General features: G+C 64.7%; 19 protein-coding genes. 12 read left to right on the top strand and 7 right to left on the bottom strand.

The features are described from left to right. The first annotated feature begins 28 nt into the window (after positions 1-28). The 3 genes from argH (at position 29) to lysA (ending at position 3112) form a co-directional block, all read left to right on the top strand. Positions 29-1429: an argininosuccinate lyase gene (argH, locus tag FJ423_RS26355; protein ID WP_140845899.1), complete on the top strand. Its 1401-nt coding sequence runs from the start codon at positions 29-31 to the stop codon at positions 1427-1429. Positions 1430-1582: 153 nt separating this feature from the next. Continuing rightward, positions 1583-1789 carry a lipoprotein gene (locus FJ423_RS26350; protein WP_095767477.1) on the top strand — a complete coding sequence of 69 codons (207 nt, stop codon included), beginning with the start codon at positions 1583-1585 and terminating at the stop codon, positions 1787-1789. A gap of 54 nt (positions 1790-1843) precedes the next feature. Continuing rightward, a complete protein-coding gene (gene lysA / locus FJ423_RS26345; protein ID WP_140845898.1) occupies positions 1844-3112 on the top strand; it encodes a diaminopimelate decarboxylase in 1269 nt (422 codons plus the stop codon). A 15-nt stretch (positions 3113-3127) separates the two neighbouring features. Here lysA and FJ423_RS26340 read toward each other — a convergent pair whose 3' ends face one another. Then, positions 3128-3430: a metalloregulator ArsR/SmtB family transcription factor gene (locus FJ423_RS26340; RefSeq protein ID WP_140845897.1), complete on the bottom strand. Its 303-nt coding sequence runs from the start codon at positions 3428-3430 to the stop codon at positions 3128-3130. 50 nt (positions 3431-3480) lie between these two features. On the opposite strand from FJ423_RS26340, the gene FJ423_RS26335 reads away from it, so the two are divergent. From FJ423_RS26335 to FJ423_RS26325, 3 genes are all read left to right on the top strand, one after another. Continuing rightward, on the top strand, positions 3481-4437 hold the full coding sequence (locus FJ423_RS26335) for a threonine/serine dehydratase (protein ID WP_140845896.1): 957 nt from the start codon (positions 3481-3483) through the stop codon (positions 4435-4437). Positions 4438-4552: 115 nt separating this feature from the next. Further along, a complete protein-coding gene (locus tag FJ423_RS26330; RefSeq protein ID WP_140845895.1) occupies positions 4553-7180 on the top strand; it encodes a TIGR02302 family protein in 2628 nt (875 codons plus the stop codon). Between the two features lie 71 nt (positions 7181-7251). After that, positions 7252-7854 (top strand): DsbA family protein, encoded by a 603-nt coding sequence (locus FJ423_RS26325; protein ID WP_140845894.1) that lies wholly within the window; start codon positions 7252-7254, stop codon positions 7852-7854. Here the strand turns inward: FJ423_RS26325 and FJ423_RS26320 are convergent. Next, a complete protein-coding gene (locus tag FJ423_RS26320; RefSeq protein ID WP_140845893.1) occupies positions 7851-8735 on the bottom strand; it encodes a LysR substrate-binding domain-containing protein in 885 nt (294 codons plus the stop codon). The two genes, FJ423_RS26325 and FJ423_RS26320, sit on opposite strands and share 4 nt — an antisense overlap. A 188-nt stretch (positions 8736-8923) precedes the next feature. Here FJ423_RS26320 and FJ423_RS26315 point away from each other — a divergent pair, with 188 nt between their 5' ends. After that, complete coding sequence (locus FJ423_RS26315; protein WP_140845892.1) at positions 8924-9889, top strand: DMT family transporter; 966 nt, start codon at positions 8924-8926, stop codon at positions 9887-9889. Here the strand turns inward: FJ423_RS26315 and FJ423_RS26310 are convergent. From FJ423_RS26310 to FJ423_RS26300, 3 genes are all read right to left on the bottom strand, one after another. Beyond that, the gene (locus FJ423_RS26310; RefSeq protein ID WP_140845891.1) at positions 9872-10243 is read right to left on the bottom strand and encodes a response regulator; all 372 of its coding nucleotides are present in this window, start codon (positions 10241-10243) and stop codon (positions 9872-9874) included. The genes FJ423_RS26315 and FJ423_RS26310 overlap by 18 nt on opposite strands. A gap of 80 nt (positions 10244-10323) precedes the next feature. After that, the gene (gene hpt / locus FJ423_RS26305) at positions 10324-10866 is read right to left on the bottom strand and encodes a hypoxanthine phosphoribosyltransferase (protein WP_095767471.1); all 543 of its coding nucleotides are present in this window, start codon (positions 10864-10866) and stop codon (positions 10324-10326) included. A gap of 245 nt (positions 10867-11111) precedes the next feature. Further along, positions 11112-11699, bottom strand: coding sequence for a hypothetical protein (locus FJ423_RS26300; RefSeq protein WP_246680310.1), 588 nt, complete (start codon positions 11697-11699; stop codon positions 11112-11114). 221 nt (positions 11700-11920) lie between these two features. Between FJ423_RS26300 and ftsE the strand changes: the two genes are divergently transcribed. The 3 genes from ftsE (at position 11921) to FJ423_RS26285 (ending at position 14445) form a co-directional block, all read left to right on the top strand. Further along, on the top strand, positions 11921-12580 hold the full coding sequence (gene ftsE, locus FJ423_RS26295; protein ID WP_027167480.1) for a cell division ATP-binding protein FtsE: 660 nt from the start codon (positions 11921-11923) through the stop codon (positions 12578-12580). After that, positions 12573-13559 (top strand): ABC transporter permease, encoded by a 987-nt coding sequence (locus FJ423_RS26290; protein ID WP_095767469.1) that lies wholly within the window; start codon positions 12573-12575, stop codon positions 13557-13559. Before ftsE ends, FJ423_RS26290 begins: the two co-directional genes overlap by 8 nt. Before the next feature lie 157 nt (positions 13560-13716). Then, entirely contained in the window at positions 13717-14445 is a 729-nt protein-coding gene (locus FJ423_RS26285) for a YdcF family protein (RefSeq protein WP_140845889.1), read from the top strand. On the opposite strand, the gene FJ423_RS26280 is transcribed toward FJ423_RS26285, so the two are convergent. After that, positions 14442-15062 (bottom strand): pyridoxamine 5'-phosphate oxidase family protein, encoded by a 621-nt coding sequence (locus FJ423_RS26280; RefSeq protein WP_140845888.1) that lies wholly within the window; start codon positions 15060-15062, stop codon positions 14442-14444. The two genes, FJ423_RS26285 and FJ423_RS26280, sit on opposite strands and share 4 nt — an antisense overlap. Positions 15063-15163: 101 nt before the next feature. Here FJ423_RS26280 and FJ423_RS26275 point away from each other — a divergent pair, with 101 nt between their 5' ends. Next, complete coding sequence (locus FJ423_RS26275; protein WP_140845887.1) at positions 15164-16066, top strand: LysR family transcriptional regulator; 903 nt, start codon at positions 15164-15166, stop codon at positions 16064-16066. A gap of 81 nt (positions 16067-16147) precedes the next feature. Then, positions 16148-16942, top strand: coding sequence for a 1-acyl-sn-glycerol-3-phosphate acyltransferase (locus FJ423_RS26270; RefSeq protein ID WP_140845886.1), 795 nt, complete (start codon positions 16148-16150; stop codon positions 16940-16942). A 4-nt stretch (positions 16943-16946) separates the two neighbouring features. On the opposite strand, the gene FJ423_RS26265 is transcribed toward FJ423_RS26270, so the two are convergent. Continuing rightward, positions 16947-17567, bottom strand: a complete 621-nt coding sequence (locus FJ423_RS26265; RefSeq protein ID WP_140845885.1) for a LysE family transporter — start codon at positions 17565-17567, stop codon at positions 16947-16949. Positions 17568-17637: the final 70 nt, after the last annotated feature.

The following is a 17637-nucleotide window of genomic DNA, read 5'->3' as shown; positions in this document are numbered from 1 at the left end:
AAACTGCTCCGGAGCACGGGTTATAGCGATGAGCGACAAGAAGGCCAGCAACCAGATGTGGGGCGGACGTTTTGCCTCGGGTCCGGCCGCGATCATGGAAGCGATCAATGCGTCGATCGGCTTCGACCGCAAGCTCTATGCGCAGGACATAAGCGGATCGATCGCCCATAGCGAGATGTTGGCTCAAACGGGCATTATTTCGGCCGCCGATCAAGAAAAAATCGCTCACGGGCTGAACACGATCTTGAAAGAGATCGAGGCCGGCACGTTCGAATTCTCGACCAAGCTCGAAGACATCCACATGAATGTCGAGGCCCGCCTTGCCGACCTGATCGGCCCGGCGGCGGGACGCCTGCACACCGCCCGCTCGCGCAACGATCAGGTGGCGGTCGATCTCCGGCTCTGGGTCAAGCAGGAGTGCCAGCGCGTCGCCCGGGCGCTGAAGGAGCTGATCGCCGCGTTCCTGGAACGCGCCGAGGAGCATGCGGCGACCGTCATGCCCGGCTTCACCCATATGCAGGCGGCGCAGCCGGTGACCCTCGGCCACCACTTGATGGCCTATGTCGAGATGTTCGGCCGCGACCTCTCGCGCGTCCACGACGCCATCGAGCGCATGGATGAAAGCCCGCTAGGCGCGGCGGCCCTTGCCGGCACGAGCTTCGGCATCGACCGCCACATGACGGCGAAGGCGCTGGGTTTCCGCGAGCCGACGCGCAATTCCCTCGACAGCGTTTCGGACCGCGATTTCGCGCTCGAGTTCCTGAGCCTTGCCGCGATCTGCGCGACGCATCTCTCCAGGCTCGCCGAGGAGATCATCATCTGGTCGACGCCGCAATTCGGCTTCATCCGCCTGTCGGATTCTTTCTCCACCGGCTCCTCGATCATGCCGCAGAAGAAGAACCCGGATGCCGCCGAGCTGGTGCGCGGCAAGACCGGCCGCGTCAACGGCCATCTCGTCGGCCTGCTGACCGTGATGAAAGGCATGCCGCTGACCTACGGCAAGGACATGCAGGAGGACAAGGAAGCGGTCTTCGACGCCGCCGAGACACTCGACCTGATGCTGGCGGCGACCGCCGGCATGGTGCGCGACATGACCGTCAACGCCGCCGCCATGAAGAAGGCCGCAGGCGCCGGTCACGCCACCGCGACCGATCTTGCCGACTGGCTGGTGCGCAATCTGGGCCTCCCCTTCCGCGAAGCCCACCATGTCACCGGCCGCGCCGTGGCGCTGGCCGAGGAGAAGAAGCTTGGGCTGGAAAAGCTCTCGCTGGACGACCTGCGCTCGATCCATTCGGGCATCACCGACGACATCTTCTCGGTGCTTGCCGTTCAGAATTCGGTGAAGAGCCGCACAAGCTTCGGCGGCACCGCGCCGTCGGAAGTGCGAAAGCAGATCCGCTACTGGAAAAAGCGGCTCGCCAAGGCTTAATGCATGTCGCCCAGAAGTGTGCAGCCGTTCTGGGAGAACGACATGCATCAAAACAAAGATTTAAAGCGCGCCGCGCTTTAAATTGCCGGGATGCAAAGCGCTGAAAACTCGGCTAAAAGCGCAGCACGCAATCAGTTTCGAACGGATGGATCGATGACCCGTAGCAGGATTTTGGTGACGCTGGCGCTGCTGGCTGCGGTAGTCACCGTCACGGCCTGCGGCAGGAAGACCGGCCTCGACACGCCTTATGAGGCGGCGGAGCAGGCGCGCAAGGATGCCGAACGCGCCAAGCAGCCGGTGCCGCCCGAGCCGGAAAAACCGGTCAAGGACAGGAAGTTCATCCTCGATCCCCTGCTGTAGAGCCGGTGAGATCGACCCGGTCTAATCGAGCTTCAACTTTCCGGAACCAACACCGTGAACCACTTCGATTACCGCGACGGCGTGCTTCATGCCGAGGACGTCGCCATTCCCGACATCGCAGCCGAGGTCGGCACGCCCTTCTATTGCTATTCGACCGCGACGCTGACCCGGCATTTCCGCGTCTTCAAGGAGGCTTTTTCCGGCCTCGACGCGCTGGTCTGCTACGCCATGAAGGCGAATTCCAACCAGGCCGTGCTGAGGACGCTGGCTAGGCAGGGCGCCGGCGCCGACGTGGTCTCCGAAGGCGAATTGCGCCGCGCTTTGGCCGCCGGCATCCCGGCCGGCAAGATCCTGTTTTCCGGCGTTGGCAAGACGGCGCGCGAGATGGACTTTGCGCTTTCGGCCGGCATTCTCTGCTTCAACGTCGAATCCGAGCCTGAGCTGGAGCTTTTGTCGGCGCGAGCGACCGCGCTCGGCAAGGTGGCGCCGGTCTCGCTGCGCATCAATCCGGATGTCGATGCCAGGACTCACAAGAAGATCTCGACCGGCAAGGCCGAGAACAAGTTCGGCATCCCGTGGCAGCGCGCGCGGCAGGTCTATGCCCGCGCCGCGCAACTGCCGGGCATCAAGGTGACCGGCATCGACACCCATATCGGCAGCCAGATCACCGAATTGCAGCCTTTCGACGATGCCTTCGCATTGCTGGTCGAACTGGTCGGAGCGCTGCGCGCCGACGGGCATGCGATCGAGCATGTCGATCTCGGCGGCGGCCTCGGCATTCCTTACCGCGTCGACAACAGCCCGCCCCCTTTGCCCGACGCTTACGCCGAAATCGTCAGGAAGCACGTCACCAAGCTCGGCCTGAGGGTGATGTTCGAGCCCGGCCGCCTGATCGTCGGCAATGCCGGCATCCTCGTGTCTGAGGTCATCTACGTGAAGGAAGGCGACGCCAAGAACTTCCTCGTCGTTGACGCCGCCATGAACGACCTGATCCGGCCGACGCTCTATGACGCCTTCCACGACATCAGGCCGGTGGTGCAGCCGCCCGCGTCCACGCCGCGCATGAAGGTCGACGTCGTCGGCCCGGTCTGCGAGACCGGCGACTTCATCGGTCTCGACCGCGACCTACCAAAGCTGAAGGCGGGCGACCTGATCGCCGTTTCGACAGCCGGCGCCTATGGCGCGGTACAGGCCGGCACCTACAACACCAGGCTTCTGGTTCCGGAGGTGCTGGTCGACGGCGACCGCTTCCATGTCGTGCGGCCGCGCCAGACCTATGAGGACCTGATTGGATTGGATTCGGTCCCCGACTGGCTGAAATAGTCCTCTCGCCTGACGCTAGATCTTCTCTTGGATCAGCGCCTTGGCTTCGGCGATCCGCCCCTCGTCGCGGCGATAGAAAATCCATTGCTTGGTGCGCTTGGTGCTGAGCAGGCCGGCCTGGGTCAGCACGCGCATATGCTCGCTGAGCGTCGCCTGGCTGATGCCGAGCTTTTCGGCGATCTGCAGCGCGCAGACGCCGTCCTCCACCAGATCGCCATCGGCCTGGCGCGGAAAATGCGCGCGCGGGTCCTTGAGCCATTCGAGGATCTGCAGCCTGCGCTCATTGGCAAACGCCTTGAAGATGTCGACCTCTTGCATTTAGCCATTTTGCTAAGTTACTAATTGAAGTCAATCCCGAGGAGCAGGCCATGTTGAACACAAGCACGTCGGACAAAGGGACGATCACGCGCGAACGCATCGCCGCCGTCGAGCCGCGCATCCGCCCCTATGTCCGCCACACGCCGGTCATGCGCGTCGACATGGCGGATTTCGGCCGGCCCGCCTTCCCAGTCGACCTGAAGCTCGAATGCCTGCAGCATTCCGGCTCGTTCAAGGCGCGCGGCGCCTTCACCAACCTGCTCGAACGCCAGGTGCCCGAAGCCGGCGTGGTCGCCGCGTCCGGCGGCAATCATGGCGCGGCCGTCGCTTACGCCGCCATGAAGCTCGGGCACAAGGCGACCATCTTCGTGCCCGAAGTCAGCCCGCCGGCGAAGCTCGCGCGCATTCGCGCCTATGGCGCCGAGCTGGTGGTCGGCGGCGCCCGCTATGCCGAAGCGCTGGCCGCCAGCGAAGACTACGCCGCCAGGACCGGCGCTTTGCAGGTGCACGCCTTCAACCAGGAAGAAACGCTGCTCGGCCAAGGCACGCTCGGCCTGGAGATCGAAGCCGACCTGCCCGAGATCGACACGCTTCTGGTCGCCGTCGGCGGCGGTGGCCTAATCGGCGGCATCGCCGCCTGGTTCGCTGGCCGCATCCGCATCGTCGCCATCGAGCCCGAGGGAGCGCCGACGCTTTACCGTGCCCTGGAGGCCGGAGAGCCGGTCGATGCGCCCGCCGAGGGCATTGCAGCCGATTCGCTGGCGCCGAAGCGCGTCGGCGAGATGATGTTCCCGATCGCCGAAGCCTTCGTCGAGCGATCGATCCTGGTGAGCGACGACGACATCGTCGCGGCGCAGAAGGCGCTGTGGGACCGTGTGCGAATCATCGCCGAGCCGGGCGGCGCCGCGGCCTTCGCCGCCATGCTTTCCGGACGCTATGTGCCGGCGGAAGGCGAGCGCGTGGCGGTCCTCGTCTGCGGTTCGAACACGAATCCCGCCAGTTTCTGATCATAACCCGGCCAGACCGCTTCACGTTTTTTGGAACTCGCCTCGCCTTTGCCGTGTTTGTTGGTATCCTTCTGCTGATGACGTCTGGGCTATCGTGCCCGGGCAGGAAGGGCCGATGACCGAACGTCCCATTTCCAGCGGCGAACGCGGCCTGGCCAGCGGTGGACGCGGCCTGGCCGGGCGGCTGGCGCTCAGCCGGTTGGCGACGCGGGCCTCGATACTCTTCGAGCGCACCTGGCCGCTCGTGCTGCCATTGCTGGTCGTTGCCAGCCTGTTCCTCAGCTTGTCATGGTTCGGTCTGTTCCCGCGTCTGCCGGACACGGTCCGCATCGGCCTTCTGATCCTGTTCGCGCTGGCCGCGGTCGCGGCGCTCTATCCGCTTCGCTTTTTCCGCATGCCCTCGGCAGCCGAGATCGACCGACGCATCGAGGCGGCGAACGAATTGCTGCACAGCCCGGTGCAGGTGCAGACCGACCGGCCGAGCGGGGCCGAGAGCATCTTCTCGCAGGCGCTGTGGCGCGAGCACCAGAAGCGCATGGCCGAGCGGCTTTCGAGCCTCGGCGCCGACCGGCCGCGCACCGGGGTGCCGGACTATGACCGCTGGGGCTTGCGCGCCGTGGCGGGGCTGCTGTTCGTCACCGCTTTGGCCTTCTCCTTCGGACCCTTTGGCGGCAGGGCCAGCGACGCTTTTGTCGCCCGCGCCGCGCACGATGCGGTGCCGCCGCGCATCGACGCCTGGGTCACGCCGCCCGCCTATACCGGCAAGGCGCCGCTGTTCCTGACCGCCGACGCCAACCAGGCCGTCCAGACCTTTTCCGTGCCGCAAGGCAGCGACGTTTCGCTGCGCGTCACCGGCGGCTCGGGCGAGGAAACGCTGAGCTATGCCGATCAAGACGGCAATGATCGCGCCATCGAGCCCGCGTCGTCCCCCATAGCACCCAAGGGAACCGCGCCCGCCGCCACCAGCCAGACGGCACCAAAAGTGCGCCAGTTCTCCGGCAAGCTGAACACCAACGGCAGGCTGACACTGAAATCCGGCGATAGCGATCTCGGCCACTGGGCCTTTGCCGTCATTCCAGACAAGCCGCCGACGATCCGTTTCGTCGGCGAACCGAAGCGCGCCGTCAACGGCGCCATCGAGCTCAACTACGAGATCGCCGACGACTATGGGGCAGCCTCCGCCAAGGCCGTTTTCAAGCTGTTGGATCCGCCGGCCACCAACGCGCATCCGCTCTACGGCCCGCCCGACATGCCGTTGACCCTGCCGCGCCGCGGCGGCAAGGCGAGCGCGGCCAAGACGACCAAGGACCTGACCGAACATGCCTGGGCCGGCAGCAACATCAAGCTGACGCTGAGCGTCACCGACGATGCCGGCCACACCGCGACCAGCGAGACCAAGACAATGGTCATGCCCGAGCGGCCCTTCGCCAATCCGCTGGCCCGGGCGGTGATCGAACAGCGCCGGCTGCTGGCGCTTGACACCAATACCAAGCCGCGCGTTCTCGACCTGATGGACGCGATCACGCTGCGGCCCGAGGACACGTTCGACAACATGTCCAACTATCTTGCCATCATGAGCGCGAGGAGCCGGCTGAAGCTCTCCGGGAGCGACGACCAGCTGCGCAACGTCGTCTCCTATCTCTGGGAAATCGCGCTCGGCATCGAGGAAGGCAATCTGTCTGCCGCCGAGCGCCGGCTGCGTCAGGCGCAGCAGGCGTTGCAGGACGCCATCAAGAACGGCGCCAGCGATCAGGAGATCGAAAAGGCGATGAAGGAACTGCGCGAGGCGATGAACCAGTTCCTGCAGGAATTCGCCCAGCGCGCGCAACAGAATCCGAACGCGCCGCAGATGCAGCAGAACGGCCGCGAGCTGCGCCAGAGCGATATCAACCGCATGATGGACCAGATCGAGAATCTGGCCAAATCGGGCGATCGCGACAAGGCGCAGCAGCTTCTCTCCGAGCTGCAGGACATGATGAACAACCTGCAGGCCGGCCGCCAGCAGCCGGGTGGCGAGCAGGACAGCGAGATGCGCCAGCAGATGGACAAGCTCGGCGATATCATGCGCCGACAGCAGGAGATGATGAACGACACCTTCCGGCTGGACCAGATGCAGCGCGGACAGCGGGGCGAGGGCGGCGAGCAGCAGCAGCTTGGCGAGGATGGCGAACAGGGCCAGCCCAGTGACCAGCAGCGGCCGGGGCCCGGTCAGGACCGCGATCCGCTGGGACGGCCGAAAATGTCGCCGAAGGATTTGGCCGATGCGCTGAAGCAGCTGCAGGAAGGCCAGGGCCAGTTGCAGAGCGAGCTCGACCAGTTGAAGAAAGGCCTCGAAGGCATGGGCATGGAGCCCAATGAGGGCTTCGGCGAGGCCGGCAAGTCGATGGGCAATGCCGAACAATCGCTTGGCCAGGGCGATGGCGACCAGGCCGTCGGCCACCAGGGCCGCGCGCTGGAGGCGCTGCGCCGCGGCGCCAAGGAAATGATGAAGCAGATGCAGGCCATGCAGAGCGACCAGGGTGGCAGCGAGCAAGGCGGCCGCCAGCAGGACGCCGATCGCGATCCGCTGGGGCGGCCGCGCGCCACCAACGGCCCCGACGACGGCACCTCGGTCAAGGTTCCCGACGAGATCGACGTTCAGCGCGCCCGCCAGATCCTCGACGCGATTCGCAAGCGGCTCGGCAACGCGCTCAGCCCCGATATCGAGCGCAGCTATCTCGAACGGCTGCTGGAACTGAAATAGTCCGTCATCGGCGTTGCGAGATTGCCCTGCATATTCAGAACCGGTAGCGTCACGGCCGAGGGCACAGGGCGATGATCGATTTCTGGTTTTCCATCGGCAGCACCTACACCTACCTTTCGGTGATGCGACTGGCGAAGATCCAGGCTGAGACCGGCATCGAGTTCCGCTGGCGGCCATTCAACGTGCGCTCGATCATGATCGAGATGGACAATATCCCCTTCGCCAAGAAGCCGGTGAAGGCCGCCTATATGTGGCGCGACATAGAGCGTCGCGCGGCGATGTACAGGATGGTGCCTAAGCTGCCCGCGCCCTACCCGCTTGCCGAACTTGAGCGCGCCAATCGCGTCGCCGTCATTGCCGCGCGGGAGGGCTGGTGCGAGGCCTATGCCAGGGAGAGCTACCGACGCTGGTTCGAGATGGGTGAACCGGCCGGCAGCGAGCCGAACATCTCGGCAAGCATCAACAAAGCGGGGCAGGAACCGGAACCGATCCTGCGGGAGGCCGACAGCGACGCCGCCAAGGCTGAGCTCGCCGCCGCGACCGAGCAAGCCAAGGCGCTCGGCATTTTCGGCTCGCCGAGTTTCCTCGTCGACGGCGAGCTGTTCTGGGGCGACGATCGCCTGGATGATGCCATGCGCTGGCTCAGGCAGATTGAAAGTGGCCCGCCGGACTAAAGCCCGGCCGCCGCGCCCGTCTGCCGGGTCAGCATGAAGGCCTCGCGGATCGCGTTCTCCATGCCGTCGATCGCTTCGCCGGTCGCCAGCGGATTGCGGTGCAGGACGACGTTCGAGGAATCGATGTCGCCGAAGCCGTCGGCAGCCGTCAGTTCGCGGCAATCTTCCGGGATGTTGCTGCGCGAGATCGGCGCGATCGCCAGGCCGGAAGTGACGGCGAGCGTCAGGCCGCCATTGGTGTCGCTGGTGTAGGCGACGCGGTAGTCGAGGCCGCGCTGCTGCAGCGACTTGATGGCGAAGTCGCGGCACCAGCCGTTGCGGCTGTAGAGCGCGATCGGCACCGGCCGTTCCTCATGCATATGATGCAGCGTCGATGTCACCCAGACCGTCGGGTCGTGCATCAGCACCTCGCCGCCGGAAGAGCCCTCCCATTCGAACACCACCGCGAGGTCGAGCTCGCCGGCCGCGAGTGCCCGCACCTGCGAATCCGAATGTGCGTAGCGCACCGTGACCTCGACGCGCGGATGCCGCTTGGCGAATTCGCCCAGCGCCCGCGACAGGATCGAACGTCCATATTCGGCCGGGATGCCGATGCGCACCAGCCCGCCGAGCGGCGGCGCGACCAGCGAGGCCGCCGTCTCGTCGAGCAGCGAGACGATCCGGCGCGCATTGGCGATCAATTCGCCGCCGCGGCGCGTCAGTGCCACGCCGCGCGAGCCGCGCTCGAACAGATTGTCGCCGACCATGTCCTCCAGCTTCTTCATCTGCATGGACACGGCCGATTGCGTGCGCCCGGCTTTCTCCGCCGCACGTGTGAAATTGCCGGTTTCGGCCACCGCCACGAAGGTGCGCAGGAGGTCGCTGTCGAGCACTGGTCGCATCGAAGTCGCCATAAGAAAAGTTGATTGCTGGCATCATTCCAATTCGTTTGCCAGATGTCAAACGCCGCAGGATAGTCACCACACCCATTGGATATGCGACCGTGAAATCGGTCGCGGACCAATCGAAGAGTCCTCACTCGTGCCCGCTGCCTGAAAACGGTAGCGGGTTCTTTTTCGCTGGATCGATCATGCAGAACCGGACGGTGCTTGGCATTTTGAGCCTCTGCCTCGGCGTGCTGGTCTTTTCGCTGCAGGATCCGCTGGTGAAGGCGGTCTCGGGCGGCTATCCGGTGACCGAGGTGATGGCGATCCGCGCCATCGTTGCGCTGCCGATCCTGATCGTGCTCGTCCAGGCCGATGTCGGCCTGAAGGCGGTGCTGTCGAAGCGCTTCGGCATGCTGACGCTGCGCGCCTTCATCCAGTTCTCGTCCTATACGGTCTATTATCTGGCGATCGCCGCCTTGCCGCTGGCCGATGCCGTGGCGCTCTATTTCATGGCGCCGCTGTTCATCATGGCGATGGCCGGTCCCTATCTCGGCGAGCGCGTCTCCTGGAAAACACTGGCGACGGTGCTGATCGGCCTGGTCGGCGTGCTTGTGATGGTGCGTCCCGGCGCCGGCGTGTTCGACTGGGCGGCGCTGCTGTCGCTGGGCTCGGCCTTCCTCTACGGCTTTTCGCAGTTGATGGCGCGCCGCATCGGCGACACCGAATCGTCGACCGTGATGGCCTTCTACCAGAACGGCGCCTATCTCAGCGGCGCCATTGCCGTCGCGGCCGTCTTCCACCTTGCCGGCATCACCCACGCGGCGCATCCGAGCGTCGAATTCCTGGTGCGGCCATGGGTGTGGCCGACAATGCCGGATTTCCTGAAGATGGCCGCCTGTGGCCTCGTCGCTTCGGCCGGCATGATCCTGTTGTCGCAGGCCTACCGGTTGGCGCCCGCCAACCGCGTCGCCACCTTCGAATACACAGGCATCCTGTGGTCGCCGCTCTGGGGGTTCCTGTTCTTCGCCGAAGTGCCGCGAGAAACCACCGTGCTGGGCGCCGCACTGATCATCGGCGCCGGCCTGCTGGCACTCAGCGGCGGGCGTCGGCGAAGTGCCGCGCCGGCCGCCCCTGTTACGACCGATGCGGTCTCAAGCGAAGCAACTTAAAGCCTTGCCGACGCGACCGCGGATCTCGGCAAGCGTGAACGGCTTCTGCACGACATCGAGGATGATGCCGTTGAGTTCCTCGGCGCGCTCGCGCTGATCGGCATAACCGGTCATCAGCATGATCCGCATCGCCGGAAACTCTCTCCCGGCGGCTGTCGCCATTTCGATGCCGTCCATTTCCGGCATGCGGATGTCGGACACCACCAGATCGAAACCGCCACGCGCCTGCCGGATCATGTCCAACCCCTGCGCGCCGTCGGTGGCGATGGTGACATTGTGGCCATCGCGCTCGAGCGCGCGGGCAGCGAGGGTGCGGACGGACTCATCGTCCTCGACGATCAGAAGCTTTGCCATGCAGAGATAGATGCCGCCGAAATATTGATGTTTTCTGAAAATTCTAACGATCGGCAGCTTTTCGGAATGGCCCCGCCTCCTCAGGCGTCGCCTTTCACCACCCCGACAAACGGCAGCTCGCGGAACGCATGGGCGACATCCATGCCGTAGCCGACGACAAAATAGTCCGGGCAGTCGAAGCCGACATAGTCGGCGTTGAGCGAGGTCTGGCGGCGCATCCGCTTGTCCAACAGCACCGCGATGGCGCAGCTCTTGGCGCCGCGCGAAAGCATCAGGTCGCGGGTGTAGGAAAGCGTCTTGCCGGACTCCAGTATGTCGTCGATCAACAGCACGTCGCGGCCGGCGACCTCATTGTCGATGTCGCGGAGCACCCTGACCTCGCCGCTCGTGGTGCCGGCTCCGTAGCTGGAGATGAAGATGAACTCGACTTCCGGCGACAGGCCGACATCATGCATGGCGCGGATGAGATCGGCGGCGAAGACGAACGAGCCCTTGAGGATGGAGATCACCAGCAGGTCGTGGTAGTCGCGCCCGGCGATTTCCTTGGCAAGCTCGAGATTGCGGCGCGCGATCGCCGACGCCGAAAACAGGACCTCGATGTCCTTGCCGCGCACAACTGGCATAGTTTTTCCTTCAAAACCACCTAGGATGCCGGGCGCTAGGTGTGCCGAGATTCAGGTCAGGCCGAGTCGAGAACGATGGCTTTCGAGAACCGGAGCGGGGCGTACATTCAGTACGTGAGCACCGGCCTACGCCGGCCATAGCCTCAATTTAACTGCCACGCCACTCCTAAGTGCTTCGGCCGGCGAAGGCCGGAAGCGCAGAAAGGCATCGTTTGCAGGGCGGCCTCACCTGAATATCGACACACCTAGCCGGCGAAGATTACGGAGACTGTCCTTACGCCGTCTTTAGGCACATCGAGGCGGCTGGAAAAGCCGAATCTTTCGCCCGGGCCCAGCGAACGATTGGATGTCCCCAGCCTGTAGCGGATGATGTTGGAGTTGTTGTCGGTGACGCGGATTTCGAGCGGCGGCAGCGTTTCCGACCTCATGCCGTCATTCGCGGCCTCGCCGTCCACGAACAGCACCGGCTTCAAGCCCGACGCATCGATGCGCGACGTCACGCCGGAAATGGTGAGCGCGCTCGCCGGCGCGGCGGTCGTCCAAAAGGGGCTCTGCCGGACCAGCGCATGACCGCCCGACACCCAGAAGGAGACCAGCGCTATACCGATGCCGGCGATCCAGAACATTGGACCGCCGCGCGAGGACCGCAGCGGCGGGGCGTCCGGTTTGCGCAGCATGCCCATGCCTTCGATCGATGGCGTCGGCGGAATCTGCGGCGGGGGTGCTGCCGGTGCCGAGGCAAGACGCGGCAGCACCACGTAATCGGCATCGACGATATTGGCGGCATCGAAAATGGCGCGCTCCGGCGCGGCATTCGTTGCCGTACCGGTCATGATTTCGCCGGAAACAGGGCGCGCGGTCCTCTCGTCAGCCATTACGGCACCAGTGCAGTCTTCGTTTCTTTTGCGTAAACGGAATTGGTTAACGCTTCCCCACCGGAATGGCTTTGATGCACGCTGAGCATTACAAATTAACCGCCGGTTAACCATGCCGGCCGATGGTCTGTTAAAGTAGATTGTGGCGCGTCGCCGCCGAAAGTTTCAGGTCGCCGAACGTGATCCGCTTCGAAAATGTCGGCCTCCGCTATGGCATGGGTCCGGAGATCCTCCGCGATATTTCCCTGCACATTCCGGAGCGCTCCTTTCAGTTCCTGAGCGGCCCCTCCGGCGCCGGCAAGACGACCTTGCTGCGCCTTTTGTTCATGTCGCTGAAGCCGACACGCGGCCTGATCACCATCTTCGGCAAGGACCGCTCGCGCATTTCGCGCGGCGAACTGCCGCTGCTGCGCCGCCGCATCGGCGTGGTGTTCCAGGACTTCCGCCTGCTCGACCATATGACGACCTACGAGAATGTCGCGCTGCCGCTGCGCGTGCGCGGGCGCGAGGAAGCGAGCTACCGCACCGACGTCACCGAGCTGCTGAAATGGGTCGGGCTCGGCGACCGTATGCATGTGCTGCCGCCGGTGTTGTCGGGCGGCGAGAAGCAGCGCGCCGCGATCGCCCGGGCCTTGATCGAACAGCCGGAGATCCTGCTTGCCGACGAGCCGACCGGCAATGTCGATCCGCCGCTGGCGCGCAGGCTGCTAAGACTGTTCATCGAGCTCAACCGGCTAGGCACCGCCGTGGTGATCGCCACCCACGACCTCGGCCTGATGGAACAGGTCGATGCGCGTCGCATGATCCTGGCCGGTGGAAGGTTGGACGTTTATGACTGACCTTCCGGCCGATCACCTCCAGCACGAAACGCTCGAGAAGACGACGGTCCGGCGTGTCCAGCGCAAGACGGCGCCGATCGTACCGGCGCAGAACATCGCTGGACGGGCGCTGGTGCTGGTCATCGCCATCATGACCTTCCTGTCCTGCCTCACCTTCGGCGCCGTGACGCTGGTGCGCGATACCGCCTCCGTCTGGGAGAACCAGATATCGCGCGAGGCGACGATCCAGATCAAGCCGGCCGACGGTTTGGACATGGAGGCGGCCCTTGCGCAGGCCTCGCAGATCGCCAGCGAGTTCCCCGGCGTGAAGGGCACCAAGATCATCGACCGCGACGCGACCGCGCGTCTTCTGGAACCGTGGCTGGGCAGCGGCCTCAACATTGACGAGCTGCCGGTGCCGCGCCTCATCATCGTCACCATCGACGAGGCCAGCCCGCCCGATTTTGCCGCCATGCGCGCCGCCATCACGCCGAAAATACCGACCGCGGCACTCGACGATCACCGCACCTGGGTCGACCGGCTGGTCGCCATGGCGCGCACGACCGTGACGATCGGCATTGCCGTTCTGGTGCTGATGCTGTCGGCAACCGTGCTGACGGTGGTGTTCGCCACGCGCGGCGCCATGGCCGGCAACGGCCACATCATCGAGGTGCTGCATTTCGTCGGTGCCGAGGCGCGCTTCATCGCGCGCGAATTCCGCTGGCATTTCCTGGTCACCGGCATGAAGGGCGCTGCCGCCGGCGGCGCCCTGGCGATCGCCGTCTTCATCGTCTTTTCCTGGTGGTCGTCGCGCAACATGGCGACGCCCCAGGCCGACCAGGCAACCGCTTTGTTCGGCAATTTCGCCATCGGCTCAGCCGGCTATTTCGGCGTCGGTCTGATGGTGCTGGTGATCGGCGCGCTGACCGCGGCCACCTCGCATGCGACCGTCGTCGCCTATCTCAGCGACATCGACGTTCGCCAGCCGGATGCGGGCTGACCCATGAGATCAATCCGGAAACCGGCGCAAAGCGCTATAAACAAACAAGACAATGATCACACGCGGGATACCTGCCGTAACGCAATGTGCGCCGTCTCACCTATCAACGGCCGCATTTCGGAGTTAACCATTAGAGGCTTTCAGGATTAACCTGGGGATGATGGAAGCGCGGGATTCGATCGAGACGGCTGGACGAATGCCGGCGATGCGTGTGCGCAGCGCTGCCTTCGCCGGGTTCGGTCGTTTGAGGCTCGCCCTGCGCGTCTGCGGTTTCGTGGTTCTCGCCGCGCTGGCGCTTTTTGCCGGCGGCTTCGGCTGGTTTGCCGACAGGGTCAGCCATATGACGACTCCGGCCAATCCCGCCAAGGCCGACGCCATCATCGTGCTCACCGGTGGGCAGTCGCGGCTCGACGCGGCGATGGACCTGTTAGCCTCCGGCAAGGGCGAACGGCTGCTGATCAGCGGCGTCCATCCGTCGGCAACCAAGCGCCAGCTGCAGGCGGCGATGGGCGGCGACAAACAGCTCTTTTCCTGTTGCGTCGATATCGACCGCGCCGCGCTCGACACCATCGGCAATGCCGAGGAAAGCGCCAAATGGGTGGAGAACCACGCCTATGGCAGCATCATCATCGTTACCAACAATTACCACATGCCGCGCAGCCTGCTTGAGATGGGCCGGCTGCTGCATGGCGCGCGCCTGGAGCCCTATCCGGTGGTCAACACCAATCTCGGCAACGGCGGCTGGCTGACCAAGCCGGAAGCCCTGCGTGTGTTGCTCACCGAATACAGCAAATATGTGCTGTCTCTGGCGCGCGGCTTCCTGCCGCTGCGCGCGACGCCCGAAGGCGTCACGCTCGCCGAAGCCTCGACGGTGGTCAAGAACTAGACTTCGCCTGGCGCGCTGTTGCGCAGGCCCGCAATCTCCTGCTCCAGGCCGGCGATGCGCCGGTCGCGCTCGGCAAGTGCGGCCGCGACATCCGCCGCCTCGAAGCGCTGCGGGATGTGCTGCGGGCAATTGGCATCCCAGGCGGAGACCGTGAACAGGATCGCCTGCTCCGGCCGCGCCTTGTAGTCCGCCGGCATCAGCTTCGCCGTCAGCTCCGGGTCATTCTCGACGACGCGCGCCCTGCCCCAGATCTTGATGCGCTGCCGGAGCATATAGTCGATCAGGAACAGGAAGGCCTGGTCATTGTCCTCGAGATTGCCCTGGGTGATGAACTGCCGATTGCCGGAAAAGTCCGCAAAGCCGATCATGTGCTCGTCCAGCACCTTGAGGAAACCGGCCGGCCCACCGCGATGCTGGATGTAGGGCTGGCCTTCGGCGTTGGCCGTCGCCAGGAACACGCTGGTCTGTGCTTCGATGAAGGCAGCAAGATCCGGAGCGATCGTTGCCCGCCAGCCGCCGTGCTGCTCGACGCGCGCATAGGAATTGCGCGACCCCTTGCGGGACTGGATGGCCTTGACGGTAGGCGTGAAGGCGACGTCGCTGGTGAATTCATTCATGCTGGCGCTCCGCGAACAGGATCGCACATCAATTAGGCTCTTCCGAAAACCGGATGTAGAGAGCATGTTCGCAATCTATCTTTCCATATTTCGGAAGAATAATGGATCGCCTCGACGCTATGTCCCTGTTCGTTGCCACGGTGGAGGCCGGCAGCCTTTCCGCTGCAGCCAAGCGCGCCGGCGTGCCGCTGCCGACGGTGAGCCGCAAGCTCTCCGAACTGGAGAAGCATTTGGGGACGCGCCTGCTCAACCGCTCGACGCGGCGCCTGACGCTGACCGATGCCGGCCAGTCCTATCTTGCCGCCTGCCGTCGCATCCTTGACGAGGTGAGCGAGGCCGAGCGCGATGCTGCCGGCGAATATTCGAGCCCAACCGGCGAGCTGGTCATCACGGCGCCGGTCGTGTTCGGCCGCCTCCATGTGCTGCCGGTGATCGCCGGCTTTGTCGCCGTCTACCCGCGAGTGGATGTCCGCTTGACCCTGTCGGACCGGATCACCCAACTGGTCGAGGAACATATCGATCTCGCCCTGCGCATCGGCGAGCTGCCGGATTCGGCGATGGTTGCGATCCGCGTCGGCTCGATCCGCCGTATCGTCTGCGCAAGCCCCGCCTATCTCGCCTTGCATGGCACGCCGACGACCCCGCAAGACCTTGCCGGCCACGACTGTGTCACCTTCGAAGGTCTCGCCGCTCCCGCGGCATGGAGCTTCGGAACCGGCAAGACGGAAACGACAATCCCTGTTCGCTCGCGCCTGCAAGTCAACACCGCCGAAGCGGCCATCGATGCCGCGATTGCCGGGCTCGGGCTGACGAAAGTGCTCTCCTACCAGGCAGATGCCGCCGTGCGCGCCGGCGCGCTGCGGCTGGTACTGCAGCCCTTCGAACCGCCGCCCTGGCCGGTGAGCCTCGTCCATGCCGGCCAGGGCCGGCTGCCGGTCAAGCTGCGCGCCTTCCTCGATTTCGCCGCGCCACGTCTCAAGGAACGGCTGGCCAGGTCACTCTAGCGGCACCATTCGACAATGGCGGCGTTTCCTTTTTGCCGCCGCTTGGTGTAACCAACGCACACTTCCTCACGGGCCCCTTGCATGCTCATCATCCGCTCGCTGGCGTTCAACTTCGTCTTCTATCTCAGCCTGATCGTCCAGATGATCTTCTGGACGCCTTTCTATTTCCTGTCGCCGCGCCACCGCGCCTGGTTCGTGCCGAAATTCTGGTCGCGGACCTCGATGTGGCTCTATGACAAGATCGCCGCGACGAAGAGCGAGATTACGGGTATCGAGAACCTGCCCGAGGGCTCCTTCATCCTGGCGCCGAAGCATCAATCCTTCTGGGATGCGATCGCCTTCTTCCCCTATCTCGACGACGCGCTCTACATCCTGAAGCGCGAGCTGACCTGGATTCCCTTTTTCGGCTGGTACATTTTGAAGATGCGCATGATCCCGGTCGACCGCGGCAACCGTTCGAAAGCGCTGAAGGCGGTCGTCGTCGCGACCAGGCAGGAGATGAACCGCAATCCGCGCCAGCTCATCATCTATCCCGAAGGCACGCGCCGCCCGCCGGGCGCCGAGCCGTCTTACAAATACGGCATCGTCGAGCTCTACACGCAGCTCGGCGTTCCTGTGGTCCCGGTGGCTCATGTCGCCGGCCTCTACTGGCCGCGCCGCAAGTTCCTGCGCTATCCCGGCACCATCAAGGCCCGCTTCCTGCCGCCGATCCCGCCAGGGCTCGGCAAGGAGGAATTCATGCAGCGGCTGATCGGCGAGACCGAGGCGGCCTGCGACCAGATGCTTATCGAAGCGGCGCAGGCGCCGAACCCGCCGCCCATGCCGCCGACGGCGGTGAAACGGCTGGCGGAACTCGGCGTAACCGCGAAGACCTGATCGGCTACCGCAGCACCGCCAGCAGGGTCGTCAGCACCAGCGTGGCGGCAAACACCAGGTTGATGATCCGCGAGGCCAGCGGATGGCGCAGGCCGCGCGCGAACGCCGTTCCGGCAAGCAGCCACACGACGTGAATGGCGACGATCATCGCGGCAAGCACCAGCAGCCTGGTGGAGACGCCGAGCGCATCGGCCTGCGACGCGGCGCCGGCGAAAACCGCTGCGATCGCCACATAGGCTTTCGGATTGGCGACGGCGAGCATGAAGCCGCCAAGGAAATCGGGCTTCGTCGCCGTGCTTCCGCGCTCCGCCAATGGCGGCGCGGTCGCTATTTTGAAGGCGAGATAAAGGATGTAGCCTGCCGAGGCGACCGCCAGCACCGGCGCCACTCCCGGCACCGAGGTCAGCATGCCGAAAATCCCGCCCGCCACCGCCAGAAGCACGGCGATCGTGCCGAGCACCACGCCAGACGTGTAACCCAGGGAAGGACGCAGACCGAAAGCCGCGCCGACCGCGGTCACGCTGATCGTCGCCGGTCCCGGGCTGCCCATGACGACCGTCGCGGCCACGATAAGCGCCAGCACCTGCTGCCAGGTCTGCGCCTCGTTCAAGATGCCATCGGCCATGCCGAACCCTCCTGCCGCCGCGATGCGACAGGACTGAAGCGGGTTTTGTCATGGCCGTCTTGGACGTTCG

This window comes from Mesorhizobium sp. B2-8-9 (assembly GCF_006439475.1).
Lineage (GTDB): Bacteria > Pseudomonadota > Alphaproteobacteria > Rhizobiales > Rhizobiaceae > Mesorhizobium.
Note: the sequence above shows the minus strand (reverse complement) of the source record. Positions and strands in the feature narration are given on the sequence as shown.